The sequence below is a fragment of the Thermoflexus hugenholtzii genome (assembly GCF_018771565.1).
Classification (GTDB): Bacteria; Chloroflexota; Anaerolineae; order Thermoflexales; family Thermoflexaceae; genus Thermoflexus; species Thermoflexus hugenholtzii_A.
Window position 1 is genome coordinate 1,036,659 of record NZ_CP076326.1, and the last position, 21,219, is coordinate 1,057,877.

Annotated in this window: 18 protein-coding genes; 4 read left to right on the forward strand and 14 right to left on the reverse strand. The window is 67.2% G+C overall.

Going from position 1 to position 21,219, the window contains the following annotated elements; translation table 11 throughout:
* Positions 1–46 precede the first annotated feature (46 nt).
* The 9 genes from KNN16_RS04675 to KNN16_RS04715 form a co-directional block, all read right to left on the reverse strand.
* A complete protein-coding gene (locus KNN16_RS04675) occupies positions 47–5,995 on the reverse strand; it encodes an Ig-like domain-containing alpha-2-macroglobulin family protein (RefSeq protein WP_303899359.1) in 5,949 nt (1,982 codons plus the stop codon).
* A 75-nt stretch (positions 5,996–6,070) separates the two neighbouring features.
* A complete protein-coding gene (locus KNN16_RS04680; protein WP_303899362.1) occupies positions 6,071–6,790 on the reverse strand; it encodes a hypothetical protein in 720 nt (239 codons plus the stop codon).
* 26 nt (positions 6,791–6,816) lie between these two features.
* Positions 6,817–7,608, reverse strand: a complete 792-nt coding sequence (locus KNN16_RS04685) for a mechanosensitive ion channel family protein (protein ID WP_299286726.1) — start codon at positions 7,606–7,608, stop codon at positions 6,817–6,819.
* Positions 7,609–7,611: 3 nt separating this feature from the next.
* Positions 7,612–8,436: a hypothetical protein gene (locus KNN16_RS04690; protein WP_303899365.1), complete on the reverse strand. Its 825-nt coding sequence runs from the start codon at positions 8,434–8,436 to the stop codon at positions 7,612–7,614.
* A gap of 56 nt (positions 8,437–8,492) precedes the next feature.
* Positions 8,493–9,296, reverse strand: a complete 804-nt coding sequence (locus KNN16_RS04695; protein ID WP_303899368.1) for a HepT-like ribonuclease domain-containing protein — start codon at positions 9,294–9,296, stop codon at positions 8,493–8,495.
* 61 nt (positions 9,297–9,357) lie between these two features.
* Positions 9,358–9,828, reverse strand: a complete 471-nt coding sequence (smpB, locus tag KNN16_RS04700) for an SsrA-binding protein SmpB (RefSeq protein WP_299286723.1) — start codon at positions 9,826–9,828, stop codon at positions 9,358–9,360.
* Positions 9,829–9,909: 81 nt separating this feature from the next.
* A complete protein-coding gene (locus KNN16_RS04705) occupies positions 9,910–10,122 on the reverse strand; it encodes a HEPN domain-containing protein (RefSeq protein ID WP_303899371.1) in 213 nt (70 codons plus the stop codon).
* Positions 10,082–10,477, reverse strand: coding sequence for a nucleotidyltransferase domain-containing protein (locus KNN16_RS04710; protein ID WP_303899374.1), 396 nt, complete (start codon positions 10,475–10,477; stop codon positions 10,082–10,084). Before KNN16_RS04710 ends, KNN16_RS04705 begins: the two co-directional genes overlap by 41 nt.
* A gap of 165 nt (positions 10,478–10,642) precedes the next feature.
* Complete coding sequence (locus KNN16_RS04715) at positions 10,643–12,034, reverse strand: AAA family ATPase (RefSeq protein WP_303899377.1); 1,392 nt, start codon at positions 12,032–12,034, stop codon at positions 10,643–10,645.
* Positions 12,035–12,318: 284 nt separating this feature from the next.
* Between KNN16_RS04715 and KNN16_RS04720 the strand changes: the two genes are divergently transcribed.
* Positions 12,319–12,606, forward strand: coding sequence for a hypothetical protein (locus tag KNN16_RS04720; RefSeq protein ID WP_303899380.1), 288 nt, complete (start codon positions 12,319–12,321; stop codon positions 12,604–12,606).
* Between the two features lie 191 nt (positions 12,607–12,797).
* Here the strand turns inward: KNN16_RS04720 and KNN16_RS04725 are convergent, their stop codons facing one another.
* Entirely contained in the window at positions 12,798–13,796 is a 999-nt protein-coding gene (locus KNN16_RS04725; protein WP_303899383.1) for a prenyltransferase, read from the reverse strand.
* 130 nt (positions 13,797–13,926) lie between these two features.
* On the opposite strand from KNN16_RS04725, the gene KNN16_RS04730 reads away from it, so the two are divergent.
* The 3 genes from KNN16_RS04730 to KNN16_RS04740 are packed head-to-tail and all read left to right on the forward strand — an operon-like array spanning position 13,927 to position 16,618.
* Positions 13,927–14,982 (forward strand): S9 family peptidase, encoded by a 1,056-nt coding sequence (locus KNN16_RS04730; RefSeq protein WP_303899386.1) that lies wholly within the window; start codon positions 13,927–13,929, stop codon positions 14,980–14,982.
* 36 nt (positions 14,983–15,018) lie between these two features.
* The gene (locus tag KNN16_RS04735; protein WP_303899388.1) at positions 15,019–15,522 is read left to right on the forward strand and encodes an NUDIX domain-containing protein; all 504 of its coding nucleotides are present in this window, start codon (positions 15,019–15,021) and stop codon (positions 15,520–15,522) included.
* 4 nt (positions 15,523–15,526) lie between these two features.
* Positions 15,527–16,618 (forward strand): sensor histidine kinase KdpD, encoded by a 1,092-nt coding sequence (locus tag KNN16_RS04740; RefSeq protein WP_303899389.1) that lies wholly within the window; start codon positions 15,527–15,529, stop codon positions 16,616–16,618.
* A 3-nt stretch (positions 16,619–16,621) separates the two neighbouring features.
* Here the strand turns inward: KNN16_RS04740 and KNN16_RS04745 are convergent, their stop codons facing one another.
* The 4 genes from KNN16_RS04745 to KNN16_RS04760 form a co-directional block, all read right to left on the reverse strand.
* Positions 16,622–17,371: a gamma-glutamyl-gamma-aminobutyrate hydrolase family protein gene (locus tag KNN16_RS04745; protein WP_303899391.1), complete on the reverse strand. Its 750-nt coding sequence runs from the start codon at positions 17,369–17,371 to the stop codon at positions 16,622–16,624.
* Between the two features lie 13 nt (positions 17,372–17,384).
* Positions 17,385–18,512 carry an amidohydrolase family protein gene (locus KNN16_RS04750; protein WP_303899393.1) on the reverse strand — a complete coding sequence of 376 codons (1,128 nt, stop codon included), beginning with the start codon at positions 18,510–18,512 and terminating at the stop codon, positions 17,385–17,387.
* Positions 18,513–18,522: 10 nt separating this feature from the next.
* Complete coding sequence (locus tag KNN16_RS04755) at positions 18,523–19,869, reverse strand: glutamine synthetase family protein (RefSeq protein ID WP_303899396.1); 1,347 nt, start codon at positions 19,867–19,869, stop codon at positions 18,523–18,525.
* Positions 19,870–19,975: 106 nt separating this feature from the next.
* On the reverse strand, positions 19,976–21,217 hold the full coding sequence (locus tag KNN16_RS04760; RefSeq protein ID WP_299287328.1) for an ABC transporter substrate-binding protein: 1,242 nt from the start codon (positions 21,215–21,217) through the stop codon (positions 19,976–19,978).
* Positions 21,218–21,219: the final 2 nt, after the last annotated feature.

Genomic DNA, 21,219 nt, shown 5'->3' on the forward strand with positions numbered 1-21,219 from the left:
GGACAGGTCCTCGGAGATCCTGTCCTCTCTCCACCCGGCGTGGGGATCATCGAGTGATCTCGAAGATCGTTCCTTCGCTCTGGCCGTAGATCTCGGGGAAGTAGAATGCGTAGGCGCGCGCGGGCCGCACCTGGAACCGGCCGGCCCACCCGGCCCGGATGAGATACGTGTATTCATAGGTTCCCGGCGGCAGGTAATCGGCGAACAGGGCGGCTCGATCATCGTAAAGGGCCGCATGGCCGAACCACCACCAGCCCCACCTCCCGTAGCCCCCGAAGGGATCCGAGGGATCCACCCGCTGGAGCTCCGGCGGACGCCCCACCGTCGGGGAGGTCTTCAGGGAGGGATCGATGGCCTCCGCGCCGGCCGGATACGGATCCTCCAGCACGAGATGGTGCACCGCCCGGGGCGCGATCAGGGTCAGCCGCACGGTAAGCAGATCTCCCACCCGCGCCGAGGTCACCGGCGTGCACGGCTGGCGCCGATCCCGCAGGCATGGATCGTCCGCCCGCACATACTGCCGGAGGACCGTCAGGCCCCGGGAGCGCGGCGCGATCCGCTCCACCGGCTCCTCCAGAGCCAGATGGACGGTGTAGTAAAGCACACCCGGGCCGGCGCTCCGGGAAAGCTCCAGAGCGTTGCCGACCTCCCGCAGCAGACCGGCGATGTCTTGTTGCAGGGTGACGGTCTCCTGGATGTGCGCCGGGTCCACCGTTCCGGAGCCCAGGAACGCATCGTTCAAGCGGACCGTCCACGTGTAGTTCCCCTCCAGCTCGCCGGTCTGGACCATCCATTCCGTGAGGGCCATGAGCGCCCAGGCGGTCTCCTGAGTGGTCTCCCAGCGGTCCGCCCGCCGCGCGGCCATCAACCCGCGCACCGCCTGGAAGGCGAGGGGATGGTCCGGATCCAGACGCAGGAGGCTCAGCAGGGCGATGGCGGTGGTGCGGGTGTCGGTGTTCCAGTTGAAGTCGTCCATCTTTTGCTCCTGCCAGAAGGCCCCTGTGGCAGTGACCTCGGCGCGTTCCAGCACCGCGCTCTGCAGGGTGGGGATGAGCGGATGGTCCGGCTGGACCCGGGCGAGGGCCATGGCCAGGAAGGCGCGGGCGTAGAGGGCCAGGCGATCCTTCTGCGCCTCCCACAGGGCGACGATCCGTCCGGCATCGCCCGCACCGGCCTCCGCCATTGCGAAGAGCATGAAGGCCTGCCGGTTCGCCTTCCACTCCGGCAGATCCGCCGGCGCCTCCAGCGATCGGCGCAGGAAGGAGACGCCACGGGCGATCACCTCGTCGGAGACGGCGAACCCCGCCGCCCGGGCCTGGGCCAGGGCGAAGACCGCGTAGGCCGTGGTCAGCGGATCGCTTTCCATCGAGGTGAACCAGCCCCACCCGCCATCGGCGTGCTGGCCGGCGTAGAGGCGCTGCAGGCCGATGGCGATCTGTTGCCGGAGCGGCTCCTCCAGCTCCGGCCGCATCCGGTTCAGGCGGATGAGAGCTTGATAGGTGGCGATGTTCGGCAGGAAACGGCTGATGGTCTGTTCGGTGCATTCGTATTCGAAGTGCTGAAGCCACGTGAGGCTGTCAAGGGTCGCCGCGGCGAGGGAGGGCGACAGACGAAGGATCATCCTCCCGCCGACGACCTCGGGCTCCGGCGGGATGGCGATGATCTCCAGACGGGGCTCCGCCGTCTCCAGCATCCCGGCGCTGGCCACCGTCTCCAGGCTCACGTAACGCAACACCGGGATGGTGCCGTCCGGCCGCGCGAGGGTGGGTTTGGTCGCGTCCCGAAAACCGCCTCCCTCCGCGAAGAACGTCAGATCCACGGCCTCCACCGGCTGCACGACGCCGGTCCACTCGAAGCGGGCCGCGCCGCCGGCCGGGATGGTCCCCTCCTGGGCGGCCGGGCTCTCCAGGGCCAGGCCCCGGGCCTCCAGCCGGACGGCGACGGACAGGGTCCGGGTGGTGGCGTTATGCACCGCGGCGCCCAGGGTGACCCGATCCCCGGCGACGAAGAAGCGGGGCACGCTGGGTCGGATCAGGAGGTCTTTGGTGCTGAGCACATCCCGGGTCGCCTCGCCCACCCGGGTGTCCGCGGTGACGCCTTTGGCGAGGATGCGCCACGTGGTGAGGTTGTCCGGCAGCCGCACGGAGAAGGTCGCCGTCCCGCTGGCGTCGGTCCGCAGACGGGCGTTCCAGTAGGCGGTGTCCGGGAACTCCCGGCGGATCTCCCCGAAGGCCTCCACCGATCCGCCGCCGCCTCCCTTCCGCTCCCGAGCGATCCGCACGGTCACCCGGTTCAGGTTGTAGACCATCGCCACGCCGGTGAGCACGGAGAGCGGCCGCCGCGCATAGAAGCCCTCCAGGATGGGCGGGGCGTTGGGATCCACCAGGGCCAGCACCGAGGCGTCCACCACGGCCACCGCGACCTCCGCCGGGACCGGCCGGCCGTCCGCGTCGGTAGTGCGCACGGTTACCGTCATGGTCTCCCGCGGCCCGTAGTGGGCGCCGGCCTCGACGTCGCGGTCGGGGATCAGCTCAATGCGAAGCTGCTGCCGGACCGGCTTCACCGGGAGGTTCACCATCCCCATTTTGAAGGATGGCGCCGGGTTCGCCGGGGTCACCCCCTGAACGAGCAGGACGGAGACGAAGACGTTGGGGGCTTCATCCTCTGTGAGGGGGATGGACAGGGTCGGGGCGTTCCCCTCCAGGGTGCGGACCTCGTAACGCCGGATCCGCCCGCGCTCCAGGGTGATGAGGGCGGTGACCGTCCCGCTGAACGGGGAGGGGATCAGGATGGTGGCCGTGTCCCCGGGGGCATACTCCCGGCGGTCCGCGATCAGCTCCAGGCGGTCGTTGTTCTCCTGGCGCCAGGCCACGGTCCCTCGCCCGCTCACCCACACGAACTCCGCGCTTCGGATTCGATGACCCTCCCCATCGATCCCCTCGGCCTTCACCACGTAGGTGCCGGGATCGGGAGGCGTGAAGGCGAAGCGCCCGCTTCCTTCCGCATCCGTCCGCAGGGTGCCGCTGACGATGGCCGTGTCGCTGTAGGTCCACGTCCACATGGGGCCGCGCTCGGTTTCCTGCATCACGCTGAACCACTCCCGACGATAGGCGGTCCAGGTGAGGGGGATCCCCGCGACCGGTCGGCTCTCCCAATCCACCGTCCGCACCGTGAGCGTGAGGGGTTGGCCGGCCTCCCCGACGTAGCGCTCCGCCTGCAGTCCGATGTAAAAGCGCCCCGCGTGAACCACCGCCTCCGTCCGCCCGGCCACCACGTTGTCGTTGAGGTCGGTGACGCTCGCCTCCAGGATCACCACCTGGCTTCCGGCGCGCTTGCCCAGGTCCGCCGGCAACCGGATCAGGAACCGTCCCTGGGCGTCGGTGGTTCCGCTGCCGCTGGCGACCACCTCCTCGCCTTCCCCTTCATAAGCGCTGTAAGGATCGACGTCGGACCAGGAGAAGTAACCCGGCCCTGTGTATCCAAAAAAGTAGGGGCGCATGCGCGCGATCCACTCGACCTTCGCTTCGGCGACTGGTCCCCCGAAGTAATAAGTGGCCTGGACCAGGGCCTGGATGGTCTCGCCGGCCACGTAGGCGGGGCGATCGGGGGTCAGGGTGACCTGGAACTCCGGCCGTCGATAGGCGGCCACCAGGAAAGAGAGGGTGTGGGCGTAGGGGCCCGGGGGCAGATCCGCCATGAGGGTGTAGGAACCCAATGGAGCTTCCTCCGCCAGGGCGAAGGCGCCCTCTGCGGTGCCGTAATCGCTCAGCGGGAGGGTGGCGGAATAAACCTCCCGGCCCTCCGGATCCTGGATCCGGATCGGCAGGGTTGGAGTGGTCGGCAAGGTGTAGCGGGCGTCGTCATCGACTCGGACGATGGCCTTGAAGCGGACGGTCTGGCCCGGCCGGTAGATGGGCTTATCGGTCTGCCAGTAGACCCGGAATCGCATGGGTTCGTAATCCGCGGGGATGTCGAAGCTCCACGGCTCGATCCCGTCCGACCACGTGCTGGCCCCGATCCCGAAGCGACCGCCGGGGGTCCCGGCCACGGCCACCCGCATCCGCCAGAGGGGCGTCGGCTCCGCCCACGTGAAGCGCACGATCCCGTCCGCGTCCGTGGTCCCGGACCCGCGGGCCTCCAGACGTTCTTCGACGACCTCGAAGAGCTGGACCGGGACGCCCGGGACGGGACGCCCGGAGGCCAGGTCGGTGACCCAGACCAGGGCCTCCTGGGGCGCCACCTTGATCGCCACGTGGAGATCGGTCGCCGCGATCAGATAGCGAGCGGGTCGATCCTGCAGGGAAACCGGAGCGTCGAGGCGCAGGTGATACAACCCGGTCGGGAGCGTGGGCCGGCCCGGCCCGGCCAGAGGGATGCGATTCAGCATGATGACGTCCGTGATCACCTCGGGGACCGTGAAGGTCCATCGGGCGAACACCTGGGAAGGCGGGGCGATGTAGCGGGAGACCGCCTCCGGGTTCTGGGTCATGGTGATGAACGAAGCGAGGCTCAGGCGGGCGAGGGTGAGGTCCACGCGATCCAGGTTGCGGGTGGAGAGGAACGCCGTGGTCCCGGTGTAGGTCCCCACCAGGGCGATGGGGGTATAGGGGCTGCCGATGTTCAGGTAGGCGAGGGGATCCAGATGGTCAACGGTGAACGTGAACACATGCTGGCGATCCAGCCGGTTGCCGTAGCGATCCTCGATCCCCGGGCCCACGGTGAGGGTGTAGGCCGTCCCCGGCTTCCAATCCGCGTAAAGGGTGAACTCCCCACTCCCCGGGTTCCAGCTGGTCACCACCCGCGTGACGGAGATGGGCGGGTCGAAGCGCAGGTTCGGCCAGATGGTCTCCGGGCGGATCAGCCCGGAGCTGAAGCGAAGCTCGATAGAGGAATCCGTGCGGAGGCGGTTCGGCCCTTCCGGGCTCAGGCTGGCGCTCCGCAGCCGAGGGTAGGCCGGCGTGGTGAAGGCCCACGCCAGCGGGCCTTCGAGGGTGGCCCCGGAGGGGGCCGCGGCGCGGGCTTCCAGACGGACGAAGTAGCGGGTCTCCATCTTCAACGGCTGGGCGGGTCGGAAAACCAGGGTCCGGCTGATCCATTCAAAGCGCCCGGGGATCGCTGGCCCGTCCTCCGCGCCCTCTCGCAAGGCGAAGGCGGCCTCGGTCGAGGACCGCTCCATCTCCATGTTGAACGTGATGGAGATCGGCGTGTTCAGATCCAGATCCATCGCCCGGCCCGGTCGGGGGGCATAATCCACCACCGCCGGACGGCGGATGGTGAACGTCCAGGTGTAATCCCGCTCCAGCGTGACCCCGGAAAGATCCTTTAACCCGGCGGCCACCCGCGCGATGTAAGTCCGCCCGGCCTCCCAGCTTCCCTCCGGCTGGAAGGTGTAAATGCTGGTGTTGATCCATCGTCCCGTCCCCCGGATGGGTGGATCGAAGGTGAGGGGTTGCGGGAGATCGCCGGGGGCGAGGTCGCTGCGCAGCGGGACGATGGGGCGATTGAAGATCACGGTGACGGAGGCCCGGGGATCCACATCTCGGGCATCGGGGGAGGGGATGACCTCAACCACGGCAAGGGGGGAAGCGGTGCGGAAGCGGAAGGCCACCGGTCGGGCCAGGGCCTGGCCGTTCCGGGCCCGGGCGTTCTCCAGGCGAACCTCGTATTCGGCGTCGGGTTTCCACGGGGCCTGAGGGATGAACCGGAGGATGCGGTCCCCGGCCTCCCAGGCGAAGCGCCCGGCGATGGCAGGGATCACCCGGAGGTTCGCCTCCACCGAGGCGCGATCCATCGGCTCGCTGAACACCAGCCGCAGGGGCATCTCCGGGGTTGCTTCCTGCCCGGGCTCCGGCGTGCGGGCGACCAGAACCGGCGGCAACCGCGAGATCACCGGGGTGGGCGTGGGAGTGGGAGCCGGGCGACAGGCATCGAGGAGGAGCAACAACAGAATGAAAGCCCCCCCGATCCTTCGCCAGGGCCGGGATGTCGAACGCATGGGAACCCCCTTTCGGCACAAAGGCCGGAGAGAGGTCCGCCAGGCGCCTGAGGCGCCTGATCGGATCCCCATCGTTTAGTATCGACGCTTCCAGTCGAAGACGTATTGGCCGATCTGATTGCAGTCCTGGTGATCGATGATCACAGGCGGCGAGAGCGGCCGGGGGTTGCTCGGGCTCTCTACGATCTCGATGATGAACCGGAAGGGCTTGCTATAATCCGCTGGGTTTAGCGGAGCAAAACCCCATAGCCCGGGCGCGCGACCCCCGCTTTGTTTATAATCCTCGCAGTTCCCATCGCCGGGCGAAAGACAGACCTGCTCATATCCCCCGCCAGAAGGGAAGAACATCCGCAGGCGGTACCATACTCCGTTGATGGGGTTCCCCGCCGCGTCCCGGATGTATCCTTCCATATAGACCGCCCCACAGTTGGGAGCGGTGGACATCGGCTGCGGGTAGAAATCGAAAGCCGGCGTGGGGGAGGGCGTGGGCGTCGCCGTCGGCCGCGGCGTGGGGGTGAAGGGCGGCCGGGTCCGCGTGGGCGTGCGGGTGGGAGTCGGGGTCTCGGTAGGGGTCGGCGTGAACGTGGCGGTCGGCGACGGCGTGATGGTGGGGGTGAAGGTGGCCGTCGCCGTCGGGCGCGGCGTGCGGGTCGGCGGGAAGGTCGCCGTGGGCGGCACCGGCGCCCCGAAGGGGACCCCTCCGCAGGCTCCTGCGAGCAGGCTGAGCACCGCGATGAGCCCGACGATCCCCCATCGGGTATGGACCCCCCATGCCGCCGCTGTTCTGATCCGCATCGCATCCTCCTGGTCTCCGAAGATCCTCATCCCGGCCCCGGCGAAGGCGCCGGCTCGGTTTGCATCGCCTGAAGCAGATGATAGCGCAACCGACGCGCAACTGTCCAGCGGTCCGCCGGCCGGGTCTTCGCCTCCACTCGAACGATGAAAGCGGTCTCCCCGATGGCCTCGATGCCGGCCACCGTCGGGGGCTCCAGCCATCCGCCCTGAAGCTCCGGATCCTCCCGCAGCGCCCGTGTTGCCTGCTCCAGGGCCTCCTGGAGCGCCTCCAGCCGGGTCCCTCGGGGCACTGGCAGGTCGACGATCACCCGGGCCCAGTCCCGGCTGAGGTTGCTGATCACCCCCAGCATGCTGTTCGGGATCACGTGCAACGTGCCATCGGCATCCCGCACGTAGGTGGCCCGCAGGGTGATGCGTTCCACCTTCCCGCTCACGCCCGCCGTGCGGATCACGTCCCCGATGCCGAAGGGCCCCTCCAGGACGATGATCAGGCCGGCCAGGAGGTCCCGGATCAGGCTCTGGGCCCCCAGCCCCACCACGACCCCCAGGATGCCGGCTCCGGTGAGCAGGGGCCCCAGGTTCAGCCCCATCAGGTCGAGGGCCATCAGCAGGGCCACGGCGAGGACGGCCGCCCGCAGCAGGCTGCGGCCCAGGGAGAGGACCGCCTGGATCCGCCGGGCGCGCTCCGGATCGGAGAGAGGGAGCCGGACCTGGACCACGCGCCCGATCCCCCACCAGAGAGCGCCGGCGAAGATCACGAGGATCAGGATCCGCAACACCAGGATCAGCGTGCCGGCCTCCATCGGGAATCGTCCCATCGCTCACCAGATCGCATCCGGGAAGGTGCAGATCCCCGCGTGGTGGCCCACCCGCTTATACATCCGGATCCCGTCGAAGGGCTCCCCCAGGATGCCATCGTAAATGGCCCAGGAACGGCCGCGCACCGTTCGTTCCATCCCGGGCTGCCGGAAGGGGGTGGAGCCGTCCAGCCGACGGTGGAGCACGCCGCCCGGCTGGAACTCCCGATGGATCCACTCCATTTTGGTGCGCCCCTCGATGTATCCGCAACCGTAGCGTTCGAAGAGGATGGCCGCGTGGTAGGCCAGGGGCTCCACCAGGAACAGATCGTGGCCCAGGCGGCGGATGAACTGCTCGAACAACGGAAGCATATGTTTGGTCAGGCGCAGGCCCCGGCGCACCTGGCCCGGGGCCAGGCCGAACTGCATGGCGGCGATCTCCGCCTCGATGTTCCGGCTCACCGTTCCGTATTTCGTCGGCCGTCCCTCCCGGTCCCGATCCACATCAAAGCGAGGGGATTCCGGGTCGTTGGTCATGAAGAGGAGCACGATGATGCGGTTATGCAGCGTTTCCGCGAAATGCAGGTAAACCAGCGGATCCCTATCGTCGACCCGTCGCCAGACTTCGATCTCCACCTCCGCGTTCTCCCCATGGATGCGGACCAGCGGCCGCCCGGCCGGGTCGCACAGCGTGACCGGGTCGATGCCGTAACGCTCCAGGAGGAAATCCGGGATGAGCGTGCGATAGATGGCCCGCTGCGCCTCCTCAGGCAGCCGGTGGATCTCCCGCAGGGAGGCCAGCGGGCGACCCGCCACCACGAAGCGGTCGGATTGGATCTCGATCTCCATCCCAGGTCCCCACCGTGGGAACGCGGCTTCGGATCCGAGAGGATCGCCCATGGCGTTCACCCGGTCTCCGCCTGCTCCGACAGCCAGGCGCGGATCTCCCGGGCGAAGCGCCGAAAGCGGTCCGGGGCGTCTCGCAACGCCTGAGCGACCCGCTCCGGATCAATCCGGATGTATTCGTGAACCAGAACGTTTCGAAGGCCTCCGGCACCTCGCAACAGCCCATACAGCTCCTCGGAGATCACCCCATGCTGTCGAAGGTCTTTCAGCAGGTCTTCATAGGTGGGTGCTTCCCGATGGAACCGGGCGACCAGGATGTGATCGGCGATCTGGAATATGAGGTTGAGCCCGGCGATCAGCCCTCGTTCGGCAGCCCAACGTCGGTGCAGATCCCCCTCCAGATCACGGGCGGTCAGCGCGCGATAGGCCTCCATGGCCTCGGCGATCCGTTCAAGCTCCAGAAGCGCAGACCAGAGGAAATCCGCTCGCAGGGGCATGGGCACTATCCCCCACCGGGCCTGATGGGCCTGGATCCGGATGCGGAGCCCCTCGTCCCGGGCGATGACGCGGGCGCTTCGTTCGAAAGCCTCGCGCTCCGCCTCCGATCGAGCGAACAGACAACGGCCGCTTTGAAGAATCCCCGCCTTCAGATAAGGCGGCGCGAACCGGAGATCCACGAGATCCAGGCGATCCGTCCCCAGGGCTTCCGAGAGTTCGGCGTATAGGAGGGGCCATGAGAAGCCTTCGTCCGGCAGGACGGCCAGATCCACATCCGCCGCGCCCGGATCCCCGCGGGCCAGGGATCCGAACAGATAGGCCAGGCGCACCGGGTGGCGCCGGAGGAGGTCAGGCAGGCTTTCCATCCGCCGTGCCACATCCAAAGGAAGTGGGGGCTGGCGCCCGTATCGCTCCCGCACGCCCATCTCACTCTACCCCCTTCATGGCGCGCTCGATCTCCCGGCGGGCCTCCCGCTCGGCGATGGCGCGGCGCTTCTCATATTGCTTCTTGCCTTTCGCCAGGGCGATCTCCACCTTGGCCAGGCCCCGGGCGTTCAGGTAGACCTTCAGCGGCACGATGGTGTAGCCCTTCTCCTGGGCCTTGCCGATCAACCGGTTGATCTCGTGCCGGTGGAGCAACAGCTTGCGCGGCCGCCGGGGATCCGGGTTGTCTCGCGCGGCCGGCTCGTAGGGGGCGATGTGCACGTTCATCAGCCACAGCTCCCCATCCCGCGGCAGCACATAGCCCTCCCGCAGGCTGATCTTCCCCGCGCGCACGGATTTGATCTCGCTGCCGGTGAGGACGACGCCCGCCTCAAAGGTCTCCTCGATGTGGTAATCGTGATAGGCTTTCGGGTTGGTGGCCACCACCCGGCTGGATTCTGTTTTCTTTGCCATCTCAGGCTTCCTTCTCCCCGCCGAACCTGGAGGAACCGCCGTATGGTTTAGAGGTCTTCGCGAAGTTTGCGACGCACCAGCTCAAGGACCCGATCGGCCATTTGCAGCGCTTCCGCTGACGATCTCCTCGCCCTGGGCATAGAGGAAGGCCTTGAGGGCTTCCTCCGCGACCTGCTGGGCGATAAAGCAGGCCAGGTGATCGCTCCCGCCTTCCAGCAGGAGCTGTCCTCCTTTTCGATCGGCCTCCGCCTGCTCAAGCCAGCGGAGGCCCTCCGCCTTCGGATCCCGCCGCATAGACCGTCTCTCCCTCCGCCAGCGCCTGACGGATAAAAGGGTGATCCGCCAGCCGCCGGATTTCCTCCGGCGTGTAAACGAACAGGTCCACGGGGACTCGCGGGTTTAACCGGCGGTAGAGGAAAGCGGTTCGTTCCAGGAACCCCATGGGCGTATCCCATATGACCAGAAGATCCAGGTCGCTGGTTAAACCGATCGTCCGGCGGACGACGGATCCGAACAGGATCACTCGCTCGACCCCGATGGCTTTTAATTCCTCCACCAGACGGGGGAGCTCCTCCTCCAGCTCCCTCCGGTGGACCCGGCGGCGTTCCTGCAGCCTGCGGCGAAGTCGCTCCTCATGGATGGCGCTCATGGCTTTGCGGAAGCTCCGGATAGGATGCCGGCAGAGGATATTATGCGGGCAATTTGATCGCGGGGGAAACCCGGCAGGGCGGAGGCCTTCCGGAACCAGACATCCCCCTGCGCATCCATCGCGTATCGAAACCCCGCCGCACCCGCGCGGATGGGGAAGCTGGATTTATGAGGCCCCGGGGGGCTTGGGCGAGGGCGCCGCCGGGGAGGCGCCACCCATCTCCACAAAATAGGCTTCACATGCCCGATCGATGAGCTCCTTGCTCAGCGTGGGAGGCACGTTGAAATACGAGGCGATATCCTGGATGTGGGACAGCAGATCGCGGGCGTGGACCGCCCGCAGCGGCCGCCGGCGCTTGATATACCACTCCTGAAGGAGGTAGACCAGGGCCTGGTCGTCGTAAGGGATCCCTCGGGCCTGGCACTCCCGGCGGAAGATCTCCCGGAACTCCGCCGGGGTGGGGTCGGGGATCTCGATCTTGTGTCGGATGCGACGCAGGAAGGCCTCATCCACCAGATCCCGCGGGTTGAGGTTGGTGGAGAAGAGGATCAGGGTCTCGAAGGGGATCTCGAACTTCTGGCCGGTGTGGAGGGTGAGGTAATCCACCCCCTTCTCCAGGGGGACGATCCAGCGGTTGAGGAGATCTCGGGGGCGCACCTGCTGGCGGCCGAAGTCATCGATCAGGAAGACCCCGCCGTTGGCCTTCATCTGGAGGGGCGCCTCATAGTAGCGGCTGACCTCGTTCCAGGCCAGATCCAGCATCTCCAGGGTGAGCTCCCCGCCGCTGACGATGAACGGCCGCCGGATGGCGATCCAGCGGGCATCCGCTGGCGTTTTCAACACGCCGGTCTGGCCGGGCCGATGGTTGGGCAGCGGCTCGTGGTTCACCTCATCGAACACCTTGATGACGAACCCGCCGACCTCCACGGCATAAGGGATGTAGATGCCTCCCTGAAAGACCCGGTGGCCGATGGCCTCCGCAATGGAGGTTTTCCCGTTCCCGGGCGGGCCGTAGAGGAAGATGGAGGTCCCCGAGTTGATGGCAGGGCCGATCTTGTGGAACACACGGTCGTTGAGGACCAGATGCCCGAGGGCCTGGCGCATCAAGCGTGGGGTCACCCGCGTGCCTTTATGGGATTGTCGACGCATGGCCGCAGCGTAGGCGGGGAGGGGCACGGGGGCAGGCCCCGCATATTGGCTTCGGTCCAGCGCCTCGCGGGCCCGATCGCGCCCCCGGGCAGTGAGGGCATACTGATAGGCCTGCTCCCCCACCCCCTTCGCCCCCAGCACCTCCACCAGTTGCTCCCGCTTGAGGAACTCCAGAATGACCTCTGTCACCCCGGTGTAGGGGAGACGCAGGCGCTCCGCCAGCTGTCCGCCGGTGAGATAACCGGCGTTGTAGAGGATCTTGAGGCTGAGGTCGGCCAGGAAGGCCAGGGAAAGCCCCGTTTCCTCAATGGAACGCGGCATCGGAGGGATGAACGCGAACTCCCCCGGAACCGTGGATCTTGCGGTGGTGGACGCCTCAGTCTGCGAGCTCACCGTTGTGTTCGCCATGCGCTCTCCCCCTCCTCGCCGGATCGGCGTATCGCCGCACCGAACACCCCAGGCCCGGAAGGATCGGCACGCCGCCCGGAGCGCGCTCCGGGCGTCTCTATTTTGGACTCCCCAGGGATTTCATGCAAGGGCTCCCCTTCTAATCCGGAAACCGTAACGCGAGCGCTGCAGGATACTACGATCCCTCAGCAGGAACCTGGAGTATAATCCTTTCTGAGGGTCTCGGCTGGATGAGCCATTCCATGAAGAGCCCCTGGCTGCAAGATAACAGGAGGCAGATCGGAATGGAGGCGGTGGGGTTGTTAAGGAAGATCGCGCAGGAGCTGCAACTGACGGAGGAAGATTTGATCCGGCAGGGTCTGCGCGCGTTTCTGGAACAGCGGATTCGGGAGCTCCGAGCGGAGTGGATCGAGATCACGGGACGTTACGGGGTGGCCGGCGTCGAAGAGATGGAGGCTCGATACCGGGAGGGCACGCTGGAAGAGGCGGACACCTGGAGGGATCTCCAACGGTTGGATCGTCTGGAGTATCAAATTGAACAACTTCAAAGGCTTCTTGAGACTCTGTCATGATGAGCCTCGAAAATCTACGCAAAATTAACAAAAAAGAATTTGCAGACGCTGGCAATCTGTATCTACCTTCCCTCGTCATTTCCATGATGGCAGTGAGGATCGTGTGATTGAAAGCTACATGTCCGAGGATCCCGCGCAAGCATTGCGGGAATTCCTGGGTTTCGCTCGGGAGAAGCTATGCGCGGCCCCTCTCAGCCCGCCGGGAGGCGAAGCGGGAGGATGAGGTTCAGGAGGAGCCCGGCCAGGAACAGGGCGCCGGCCCGCCGGTTGAAGACGAAGGCCCAGGAGACATACCACAGGGGCCACACCGGATAGCCGGGAGGTGGCTCAGCCGGACGGGGGCGGGCGTAGGTCCGCAGGACGTCGATCAGACGCGGCAGGCTGAGGGCGGTGAGCCACACCCATGGCCCGAGCACCCCTGCGAGCGCCAGCCCTCCCACCACTACGTAAAAGGCCACCATCAGCCCCGCGTTCAGCGCCCGCGCCATCCGCTCCCCCAACAGAACCGGCAGCGTGTAAATCCCCCGCGCGCGATCCTGTTCCAGCTTGTCGATGTGCTTGCCGATGAGCACGGTGGAAACCAGCAGAGCGTAGGGGATCGAGGCCAGCCAGACCCATCCCGGGAGGGTCCCTGTGGTCGCGTAAAAGGTGCCGCCGATCATCAAGGGCCCCCACACCAGGAAGACGCCGAGTTCCCCCAGGCCGATGCGCTTGAGGCGCAAGGGCGGGGCCACGTAGAACACACTGATGAACAGCCCGGCCAGAGCGAAGGCCAGGATCGGCCATCCCCGCATCGCCGTGAGGGCCAGGGCGATCAGCCCATCCAGGGCGTTCACCAGCAGGATGGCGCGCCGCAGCTGCTCCCGTGTGACCATGCCAGAGAGGACCGGATGGGGCGCATACTGGGCCCGGGCGTATTCCGCGGTGTCCAGCCCTGTCTCCAGATCGAAATAGTCATTGATCATGTTGTTCGCCGCGTGGGCCAGCAGCAGCCCCACGGCGGCCAGAGCAAAGGGAAGGGGCTCGAAGCGCCCGACGGACGCCGCCAGCAATCCTCCAATGGCCGCAGAGATCATCGTCATCGGGAACACGCAGCAGCGGACGATGATCAGCCACTTCGAGATCGAATCCATAGGCCGATCCGCCCGCAGGTTGCATGTGCGATAGATCTCCAGCCAGTTCCGCCACATCTGCCACCCTCCTGCGCGGTTTTCGAGGGGAACGCTTTTCCATTCCTCGGCCCGGAACGCCGGTTGCGCGTTCCCCCCTGCCCGGATAGATTGTATCCGAAATCCATTCAGGCCTCTCCGGAGCGGCGCGATGCGGATCTTCCTGTGCGGATGGATCCTGATCGGGTGGATGGCGGTGGGCTGCGCCAGGCGCCCCACGCCCTCCGGCGTTGCCCCTTCGACCGGGAGCCCGACCTCGGTCCCCATCCCGACCGGGCGATCGCTCTCAACCCCTACCGTCCCGATCCCCACCGCAACGGCCCTTCTGACCCCAACCCCCACCCCTGACCCTTATGCCGATCTCACGGTGGAAGCCCTGCGCCGGCGCGTCTACGGCGGCGGATCCATCCGGATCGAGCGCACCCTAACGGTCACCCCGGCCTTCACCCGTACCCTCATCGCATATCCCAGCGACGGCCTGACGGTTTACGGCTTCATGAACGTCCCCCGGGGGAAGGGCCCGTTCCCGGTGGTGATCGTGCTGCACGGCTATGTGGATCCGGCGCGCTATTCGACGCTGGCCTACACGACCCGCTACGCCGACGCCCTCGCCCGGGCCGGCTTTCTGGTGCTCCATCCCAACTACCGGAACCATCCACCCTCCGATGAGGGGCCCAACCCCTTTCGCGTGGGCTATGCGGTGGACGTGCTGAACCTGATCGCCCTGTTGCCGACGCTGCCCCAGGCGCGGGCGGATGCCGTAGGCCTGTTCGGCCACTCCATGGGCGGCGGGATCGCCCTTCGCGTCCTGGTGGCGAACCCGAGGGTCCGGGCCGCGGTGCTCTACGGCTCCATGAGCGCCGACGAGCGCAAAAACTTCGAGCGCATCCTCCAGTGGTCAGGGGGAACGCGAGGGCGCGAGGAGCTGAACACGCCGGAGGAGGCCCTGCGCCGCATCTCGCCCCTCTACTACCTCCAGGACATCGCAACGCCCATCCAGATCCATCACGGGGGAGCGGACGCCGTGGTGCCGCCCGAGTGGTCCCGGGAGCTTTACGAACGGTTGCGCGCCCTGGGCAAGACAGCGGAGTGGTTCGAATACCCGGGCCAGCCCCACACGTTCCCAGCCGGGAGCGCGGCGGACCGTTTGCTCCTGGAGCGAGCCATCGCCTTCTTCCGAAAATATCTAAGTGAGAGCGTCCCCTGAGGGAAGATCGCGATCTCCGGCGCATCCAAGGAGGAGATGGTGGGGCGGGCGGATCAGGGCATCGCGGATGGGCGCTGGGCGGTGATCCCCCGGGTGCTGTGCTTCCTGTTCCGGGGCGACCAGGTGTTGCTGCTCCAGCGCTCCCCAGCGAAAAAAGCTTTCCCGGGGCGTTACAACGGCCTGGGCGGGCACGTGGAGCCCGGCGAGGATCTGCGCACGGCGGCCCGCCGTGAGCTGGCAGAGGAAGCGGGCATCCCGGCGGGGGAGCTCCGGCTGGCCGGCCTGATCACCGTAGACACCGGCGCCTCCCCCGGGGTTCTCCTCGCCGTCTTCGTCGGGGAGACGGACGCGCAGCCGGCAGGGCCCACCCCGGAGGGAACGCTGACCTGGGTGCCGATCTCCCGGGTGCTGGACCTGCCGGTGGTGGAGGATTTCCCGGCCCTCTGGCCCCGGGTGCTGCGCTTCCGGGAGACCGGGGAGCCCTTCTTTCTGAGTTACACCTACGATGCACAGGACCGTCTGATCGTCCGGGAAGGATGAGCCGATGGGAGAGATCCGCACGGAACAACTGGTCGAGCTGGGGCGGGCCCTGAAAGCGTTGCGGGATCCGCAGGAGATCCGCCGTGCCGCTCTGGACTGGGTGATGGCCCGAACCGGGGCGGTGGAAGGAGCCGCGCTCCTTCGGGAACCCGGCGCCTGGCGGTGCGCCCTCGTCCGGGGCGACCCGGCCTTCTGGGAGCGCGAGTGGACGCTTCCGCCCTCCGCCCGATCCCCCTGGGAGCCGGTTGCGGACGCCGTGTGGTTCCTTCCCCTTACGGAAAAAGCGCCTTCGGAGTGGCTCGGGGTCCGGGATCCGGACCCGGAGGCCCTGGCCGATGAGGCGGGATGGGAGGTGGCGAGGCTGTGGATCGGGATGGCGCTGGAGGCAGCCCGGGAACGGGAGGCCCACGGCGCGTTCTTCTCCACCGCCGTCCACGAGCTCCGCCTGCCGATGACCAGCATCAAGGGTTACGCGGACCTCCTGCTCAAAGAGCTGGCCGGTCCCCTCACCGAGAACCAGCGCCGGTTCCTTGGGGTCATCCGGGGGAACATCGATCGACTGGCGAATCTGGTGAGCGACCTGCTCGAACACGCGCGCCTCGAAACCGGACGTCTGCGTCTGCGCATCGAGCCGGTCTCCCTGTCAGAGGCGCTGGAGGAGGCCCTGCGCCGTGTCCGACATGAGATCGAGGCCCGGGGCCACCGGCTCTCCGTGGAGCTGCCCGAGGGCCTCCCTTCGATGGCTGCGGATCGGGAGCGGCTGGAGGGGATCCTGGCGAAGGTCCTGGACAACGCCGCCAAATACACCCCGCCCGGCGGAGAGATCCGGGTCCGGGCAGGGCGTCAGGGGCCCACCGTGATTTGTGAGGTCGAGGACACCGGGATCGGGATCGCGCCGTCGGATCAGGCGCAGCTGTTCACTCCCTTCTGGCGCTCGGAGGACCCACGGGTGCGGGAAGTCCCGGGCTTCGGGCTGAGCCTGATGGTGGCGCGGGGTCTCCTCCGGGCCATGGACGGGGAGATCGAAGTGGAGAGCGCCCCGGATCAGGGCACCCGGGTCCGAATTCGGCTGCCGGCGGCGGAGCCGCCACGCTGAGGATCAGCGGGCTCCCTGGGCGGCCTCCACCAGCCAACGAAACGGCCACAGGTGACGGGGATCATCCTCAAAGAGCAACTCCGGGTGCCATTGCACAGCCAGGGCTCCGATCATCCCGGACGCCGAGCGCCAGAGGAACGCTTCCACCACGCCGTCCGGTGCCTCTGCGATGGGCTGGAGAGGCGGGGGGAGCTCCGCCCGACGGGGAACGCCCTGGTGATGATAGGAATTCACCTCCAGGATCTCACCGATCCCGTGAGCGCGCAGGAGCGCTTCCAGCTCGGGAGGGGGCTCCAGGCGCACGGGATGAGCCCGGGCGGGCGGAGGCGCCTTGCTGTCATGGGCGAGCTCGGTGATGTCCGGAAGATGCTGGCAGAGCGCGGCCCCGAATGCCACGGCCAGCACCTGGGAGCCGCGGCAGATCCCCAGGATGGGCTTCCCCTGTGCTCGCGCGGCCTCCACCAGGGCGAACTCGAAAGCGTCCCGCTCCGGATCCACTCCCTCGGTCTGTGGGTGCCGGGGGGCGCCATAGCGGGCGGGGTCGATGTCTCCGCCCCCGGTCAGCAGCACGCCCTCCACGCCTTCGAGGCACGCAGGGGCCGCCTCCGGCGGGAGATTCGGGAACATCACCGGCAGCCCCCCTGCCGCCCACACCGCCCGCAGGTAAGCGGCCTCGGTCCCCATCTGCGGGCGGCCCAGGGGATCACGGCCCTGAAGGCGCTTCGTGGTCACGCCGATCCGTGGCCCTCGCATCGGAGTTCCCCCCTCATCGATCCGGCAGCGCATAAAGGGTCTGCGCGTTGCGGCAAAGGATGGCTTCGGCCGCTGCCTCTGCCTCCGCCGCCGTGAGATCTCCGTCCGCCACCGTTGCTTCCAGGACATCGCCCAGGATCCGCCGTCCCCAGCGTGCCCCCAGGTAGAACAGCTCGGGGATCAGGTGGGCGTCCGTGGAGAAGAGGATCTTGCTGATCGGCGTCAGCTCCAGGAAGGCGCGGACGGCGAAGGCCATCCCCGCCCGGCTCAGGAAGGGGATCGCCAGCCCCAGGTCCACGTAGACGTGGGGGTAGACCGCTGCCAGATATCCGGCCTCCCGGGTGTAGGGATAGGAGGCGTGGAGGAGCACAAAGGGAACACGGCGAAAGTCTGGATGTTCGAGTAGCGGGCGCAGATGAAGCGGATTGGCCCACCGTAGATCCAGATCTGGATCTCCAAAGCCGGTATGGAATTGAATCGGGAGGCCCCGGCGGGCGGCGGCCTCCAGGGTTCGCCAGACCACCCAGTCGTTCAGGGGTTTGTGAGCCAGCCGCAGGCGCTCCCCCCGCTCCGCCTGCTGTCGCAGAGCGCGGAAGGCAGCCTGGGCGGCCTCAGAGTCTGGGGGCTCCACCGCGAGTCCCGTCCGATAGGCGATGATGGTTTTGTAGCCGACCACCTCGGGATCGAGGACCTCAAGATCAGCCCGGAAGGCTTCCTCGAAGGCTGACCAGGTGGGGACCTCGGCGATCCGGCGCTCGGCCACGAACTCCACCCGAAGCAGCCGGTAGACGGGAGCGAAGCGGTTGTGCCAGGCCGTGGGCATCACCTGATCCGGCATGAACCCGTCGTCGAGCAGGATGGCCTGGAAGCCCGCGGCCGCGAAGCAGCGCCGGGCTACCTCCTCGAACCCCAGCCGCTCCCGTGTCTCCAGGATGGACTCCAGCGTTGGCTCGCACCCCAAGAGCGCCGCGATCTCCCGCATGCTCCGGCGGAAGAAGATCGTCTCCCGCACGTGGTGGGTGACGACCTCCGCTGCATAGCCCTCGGTGAAGGCCGAGGGATAGGCGAAGGTGCGTGCGTGCTCCGGACGCAGCAGATTATGGGCGTGCTGATCTACGATGGGGATGGCAGACAGGTCCACCGTGCTCTCCTCAATAGCGCTCCAGAAGGATACGCACCTCCTCCTCATGAGGCAGATCCTTCATCGCCTCCCACTCCGCCCGCCGCACCGCCAGGTACGAGCGGGCCAGCTCCGGCCCCAGGGCCTGGAGCAAGACCTTATCTTGCTCCAGGGCAGCGATGGCCTCCCCCAGGCTCGTCGGCAGAGGCTGGATTCCCCGGGCGGCCCGTTCCGCCTCCGGGAGATCCGCCGGATCCACCTGAACCGGCTCGCCTGGGTCGAGCCCTTTCTCCAAGCCGTCCAACCCAGCAGCGATCACCGCCCCCAGGGCCAGGTAAGGGTTGCAAGAGGGATCCACGGTCTTCAGCTCGATGTGGGTGATGGGCCGACCGGCAGGGGGCTGGGGGACCCTCACCGCGGCCTCGCGGTTGCCGTAGCCCCAACAGGTAAAGGCCCCGCTCCAGAACCGCGGACGGATCCGCTTAAAGGAGTTGGGGCTCGGAGTCGTGAAAGCCATCAGAGCAGGCAGATGCTGGAGAACGCCGGCGATGAATGCCCGGGCCTCGGCGGAGAGAGCATTGGGACGGCGAGGGTCCGCTGTGCGGTTGCGATCGCCCCGCCACAAGCTGAAGTGAAGATGGGCGCCGCTGCCGGCTTTGTCCGGGAAGATCTTGGGGACGAAGGAAGCGATGAGGCCATGACGACGGGCGACAGCCCGCACCGTCTCTCGGAAGATGATCTGGTTATCCGCCGCCCGCAGGGCCTCCGCGTAGCGGATCGGCATCTCGAACTGGCCCGGGCCGGACTCCGCGTAGATCATTTCCGGGAGGACGCCCTGAGCCTCCAGGGCCGCGGTGATCTCTTCCAGCACCGGAGCCATGGCGTCCAGTGCGGCGGTCTGGGCGAACACCGTGTTGTCTGCGGGAAGCAGCCGATCCCCGTCCCATCGGAGCAGGTAGAACTCGTTCTCGAAGGCCGCCATGATACGCCATCCCTGCCGCCCAGCCCGCTCGATCATCCGGCGAAGGAATGAGCGCGGACAGTGAGGCCATGGCGCATCTCCCTCGTAGATATCCGTGAACACGCGGGCGTGACCGGGAGCATATGGTAAAGGGGTGAAAGTGGACCAGTCCGCCCGCATGTGGACCTCGCCGGCGGGGGTGAGCCCGGACCCCGAGGCGAGGGCATCCATCATCACCGGGAGAGCCTGCTGGGCGGCAGCAATGCCCACCCCGGCTCCCTCCAGATAGTCCTCCAGGAAAGCCGTATGAACGGCCTTGGCCCGGATCAGACCCGCGTTGTCGCACCAGATGAAGCGAACATACCGGATCTGATGGGTGCGAACGACGGCGAGAACTTCGCTCTTCCCGGGCGTCATTTTCCGAGCCTCCGCGGCGCGAGATGGAAAACAACGCGATGAAGCACATATTCGGCCCGGCCCGGGTTAGGCTTCGGTCCCGGGCCGGGCGTTGCGAGATCTTCTCTCAGGGCGCGGGGACCTTCTGCGGGACGCGCTCAGCAGCCAGGGTGAACTTCCCGCCTTTAACCTCGATGACCGTCACGCCTTTCTGCGGGATATGGGATTGCGGGGAGTAATTGATCACCCCGGTAACGGCCGGGAAGTCCCGGATGCTCTCCAGGGCCTTCTTGATCGCTTGGCCGTCCGTGGAGCCGGCGCGGCGGATGGCCTCGGCCAGCACATAGACCGTGTCATAGCCAAGGGCGGCGAAGACTGCCTCCGGCTCCGTGCCGTATTTCTGCTTATAAGCGGCGACGAACTTGCGCACCCGCTCATTCGGCGAGTCCGCCGTCAACAGCGAGTGGGTGGTGAAGAACACATTCTCCGCAGCCGGCCCGGCCACCTGGAGGAGGAGCGGGGTATCGTAACCGTCGCCGCCCACGATGGGGCCATTGATCCCCGCGTTGCGGAACTGCTTCACGATCGTCCCTACGTCATCCGGTAGCGCCGAGATGTAGTAAAAGGCGGGCTGCTGAGGCAGCGCCTTCACCTTAGCGATCTGGGCCGAGAAATCCTTATCCCCGGATTGATAGGTATCTTCCAGCACGATGGTTCCACCCAGCTCGGTGAAGCGCTCCTTGAAGTATTTGGCCAGCACCGTCGTGTATTCGGCACCTTTGTCCCAGAGCAGGTAGGCGGTCTTGCCGAATTTCTCGAAGGCGAACTCGGCCCCCACGGCCGCTTGCACGTTGTCCCCGAAGGGGGCCAGGAAGAGCATGTCCCCCACCTGCCCGGGCAGGCGCGGAGAGGTCGCTCCCACGGTGATGAAGGGGACCCCGGCTCGCTGGCAGATGGGGCCGGCGGCCAGCACGTAGTCGGAATCGTTGAAACCGATGACCGCCACTACTTTATCCTGCTCGATCAGCTGGGTGACCACGGTGGCGGCCGTGGCCGGGTCGGTCTTGGTGTCGCGGATGAGCAATTCGATGGGCCGGCCGAGCACACCGCCGGCCGCGTTGATCTCTTCGGCGGCCAGGCGGGCGCCGTTGGCGGCAGGCACATCAATGGAAGCCATCCCTCCGGTGAGGTTGAAGGGGGCGCCGATTCGAATCGGGGCCCCGCCCGCGGGGGTCGCCGGTGCCGCGGTCGGGCTGGCCGGCGCAGCGGGCCCGGTCGGCGCGGCAGTGGGAGCCGCTCCGGGCGCACAGGCGGCTGCCGCAAGGATCAGAATCAGGAACAAAACACCGAACCAACGCAGCGGGCGCATGG

Coding starts and splice junctions, on each gene's coding strand:
- KNN16_RS04755 (WP_303899396.1), bottom strand. CDS start 19,869: ATGACGCCCGGGAAGAGCGAAGTTCTCGCCGTCGTTCGCACCCATCAG.
- KNN16_RS04735 (WP_303899388.1), top strand. CDS start 15,019: ATGGTGGGGCGGGCGGATCAGGGCATCGCGGATGGGCGCTGGGCGGTG.
- smpB (WP_299286723.1), bottom strand. CDS start 9,828: ATGGCAAAGAAAACAGAATCCAGCCGGGTGGTGGCCACCAACCCGAAA.
- KNN16_RS04680 (WP_303899362.1), bottom strand. CDS start 6,790: ATGCGGATCAGAACAGCGGCGGCATGGGGGGTCCATACCCGATGGGGG.
- KNN16_RS04740 (WP_303899389.1), top strand. CDS start 15,527: ATGGGAGAGATCCGCACGGAACAACTGGTCGAGCTGGGGCGGGCCCTG.
- KNN16_RS04710 (WP_303899374.1), bottom strand. CDS start 10,477: ATGAGCGCCATCCATGAGGAGCGACTTCGCCGCAGGCTGCAGGAACGC.
- KNN16_RS04760 (WP_299287328.1), bottom strand. CDS start 21,217: ATGCGCCCGCTGCGTTGGTTCGGTGTTTTGTTCCTGATTCTGATCCTT.
- KNN16_RS04725 (WP_303899383.1), bottom strand. CDS start 13,796: ATGTGGCGGAACTGGCTGGAGATCTATCGCACATGCAACCTGCGGGCG.
- KNN16_RS04675 (WP_303899359.1), bottom strand. CDS start 5,995: ATGCGTTCGACATCCCGGCCCTGGCGAAGGATCGGGGGGGCTTTCATT.
- KNN16_RS04720 (WP_303899380.1), top strand. CDS start 12,319: ATGGAGGCGGTGGGGTTGTTAAGGAAGATCGCGCAGGAGCTGCAACTG.
- KNN16_RS04690 (WP_303899365.1), bottom strand. CDS start 8,436: ATGGAGATCGAGATCCAATCCGACCGCTTCGTGGTGGCGGGTCGCCCG.
- KNN16_RS04730 (WP_303899386.1), top strand. CDS start 13,927: ATGCGGATCTTCCTGTGCGGATGGATCCTGATCGGGTGGATGGCGGTG.
- KNN16_RS04715 (WP_303899377.1), bottom strand. CDS start 12,034: ATGGCGAACACAACGGTGAGCTCGCAGACTGAGGCGTCCACCACCGCA.
- KNN16_RS04685 (WP_299286726.1), bottom strand. CDS start 7,608: ATGGGACGATTCCCGATGGAGGCCGGCACGCTGATCCTGGTGTTGCGG.
- KNN16_RS04745 (WP_303899391.1), bottom strand. CDS start 17,371: ATGCGAGGGCCACGGATCGGCGTGACCACGAAGCGCCTTCAGGGCCGT.
- KNN16_RS04705 (WP_303899371.1), bottom strand. CDS start 10,122: ATGCGGCGGGATCCGAAGGCGGAGGGCCTCCGCTGGCTTGAGCAGGCG.
- KNN16_RS04695 (WP_303899368.1), bottom strand. CDS start 9,296: ATGGAAAGCCTGCCTGACCTCCTCCGGCGCCACCCGGTGCGCCTGGCC.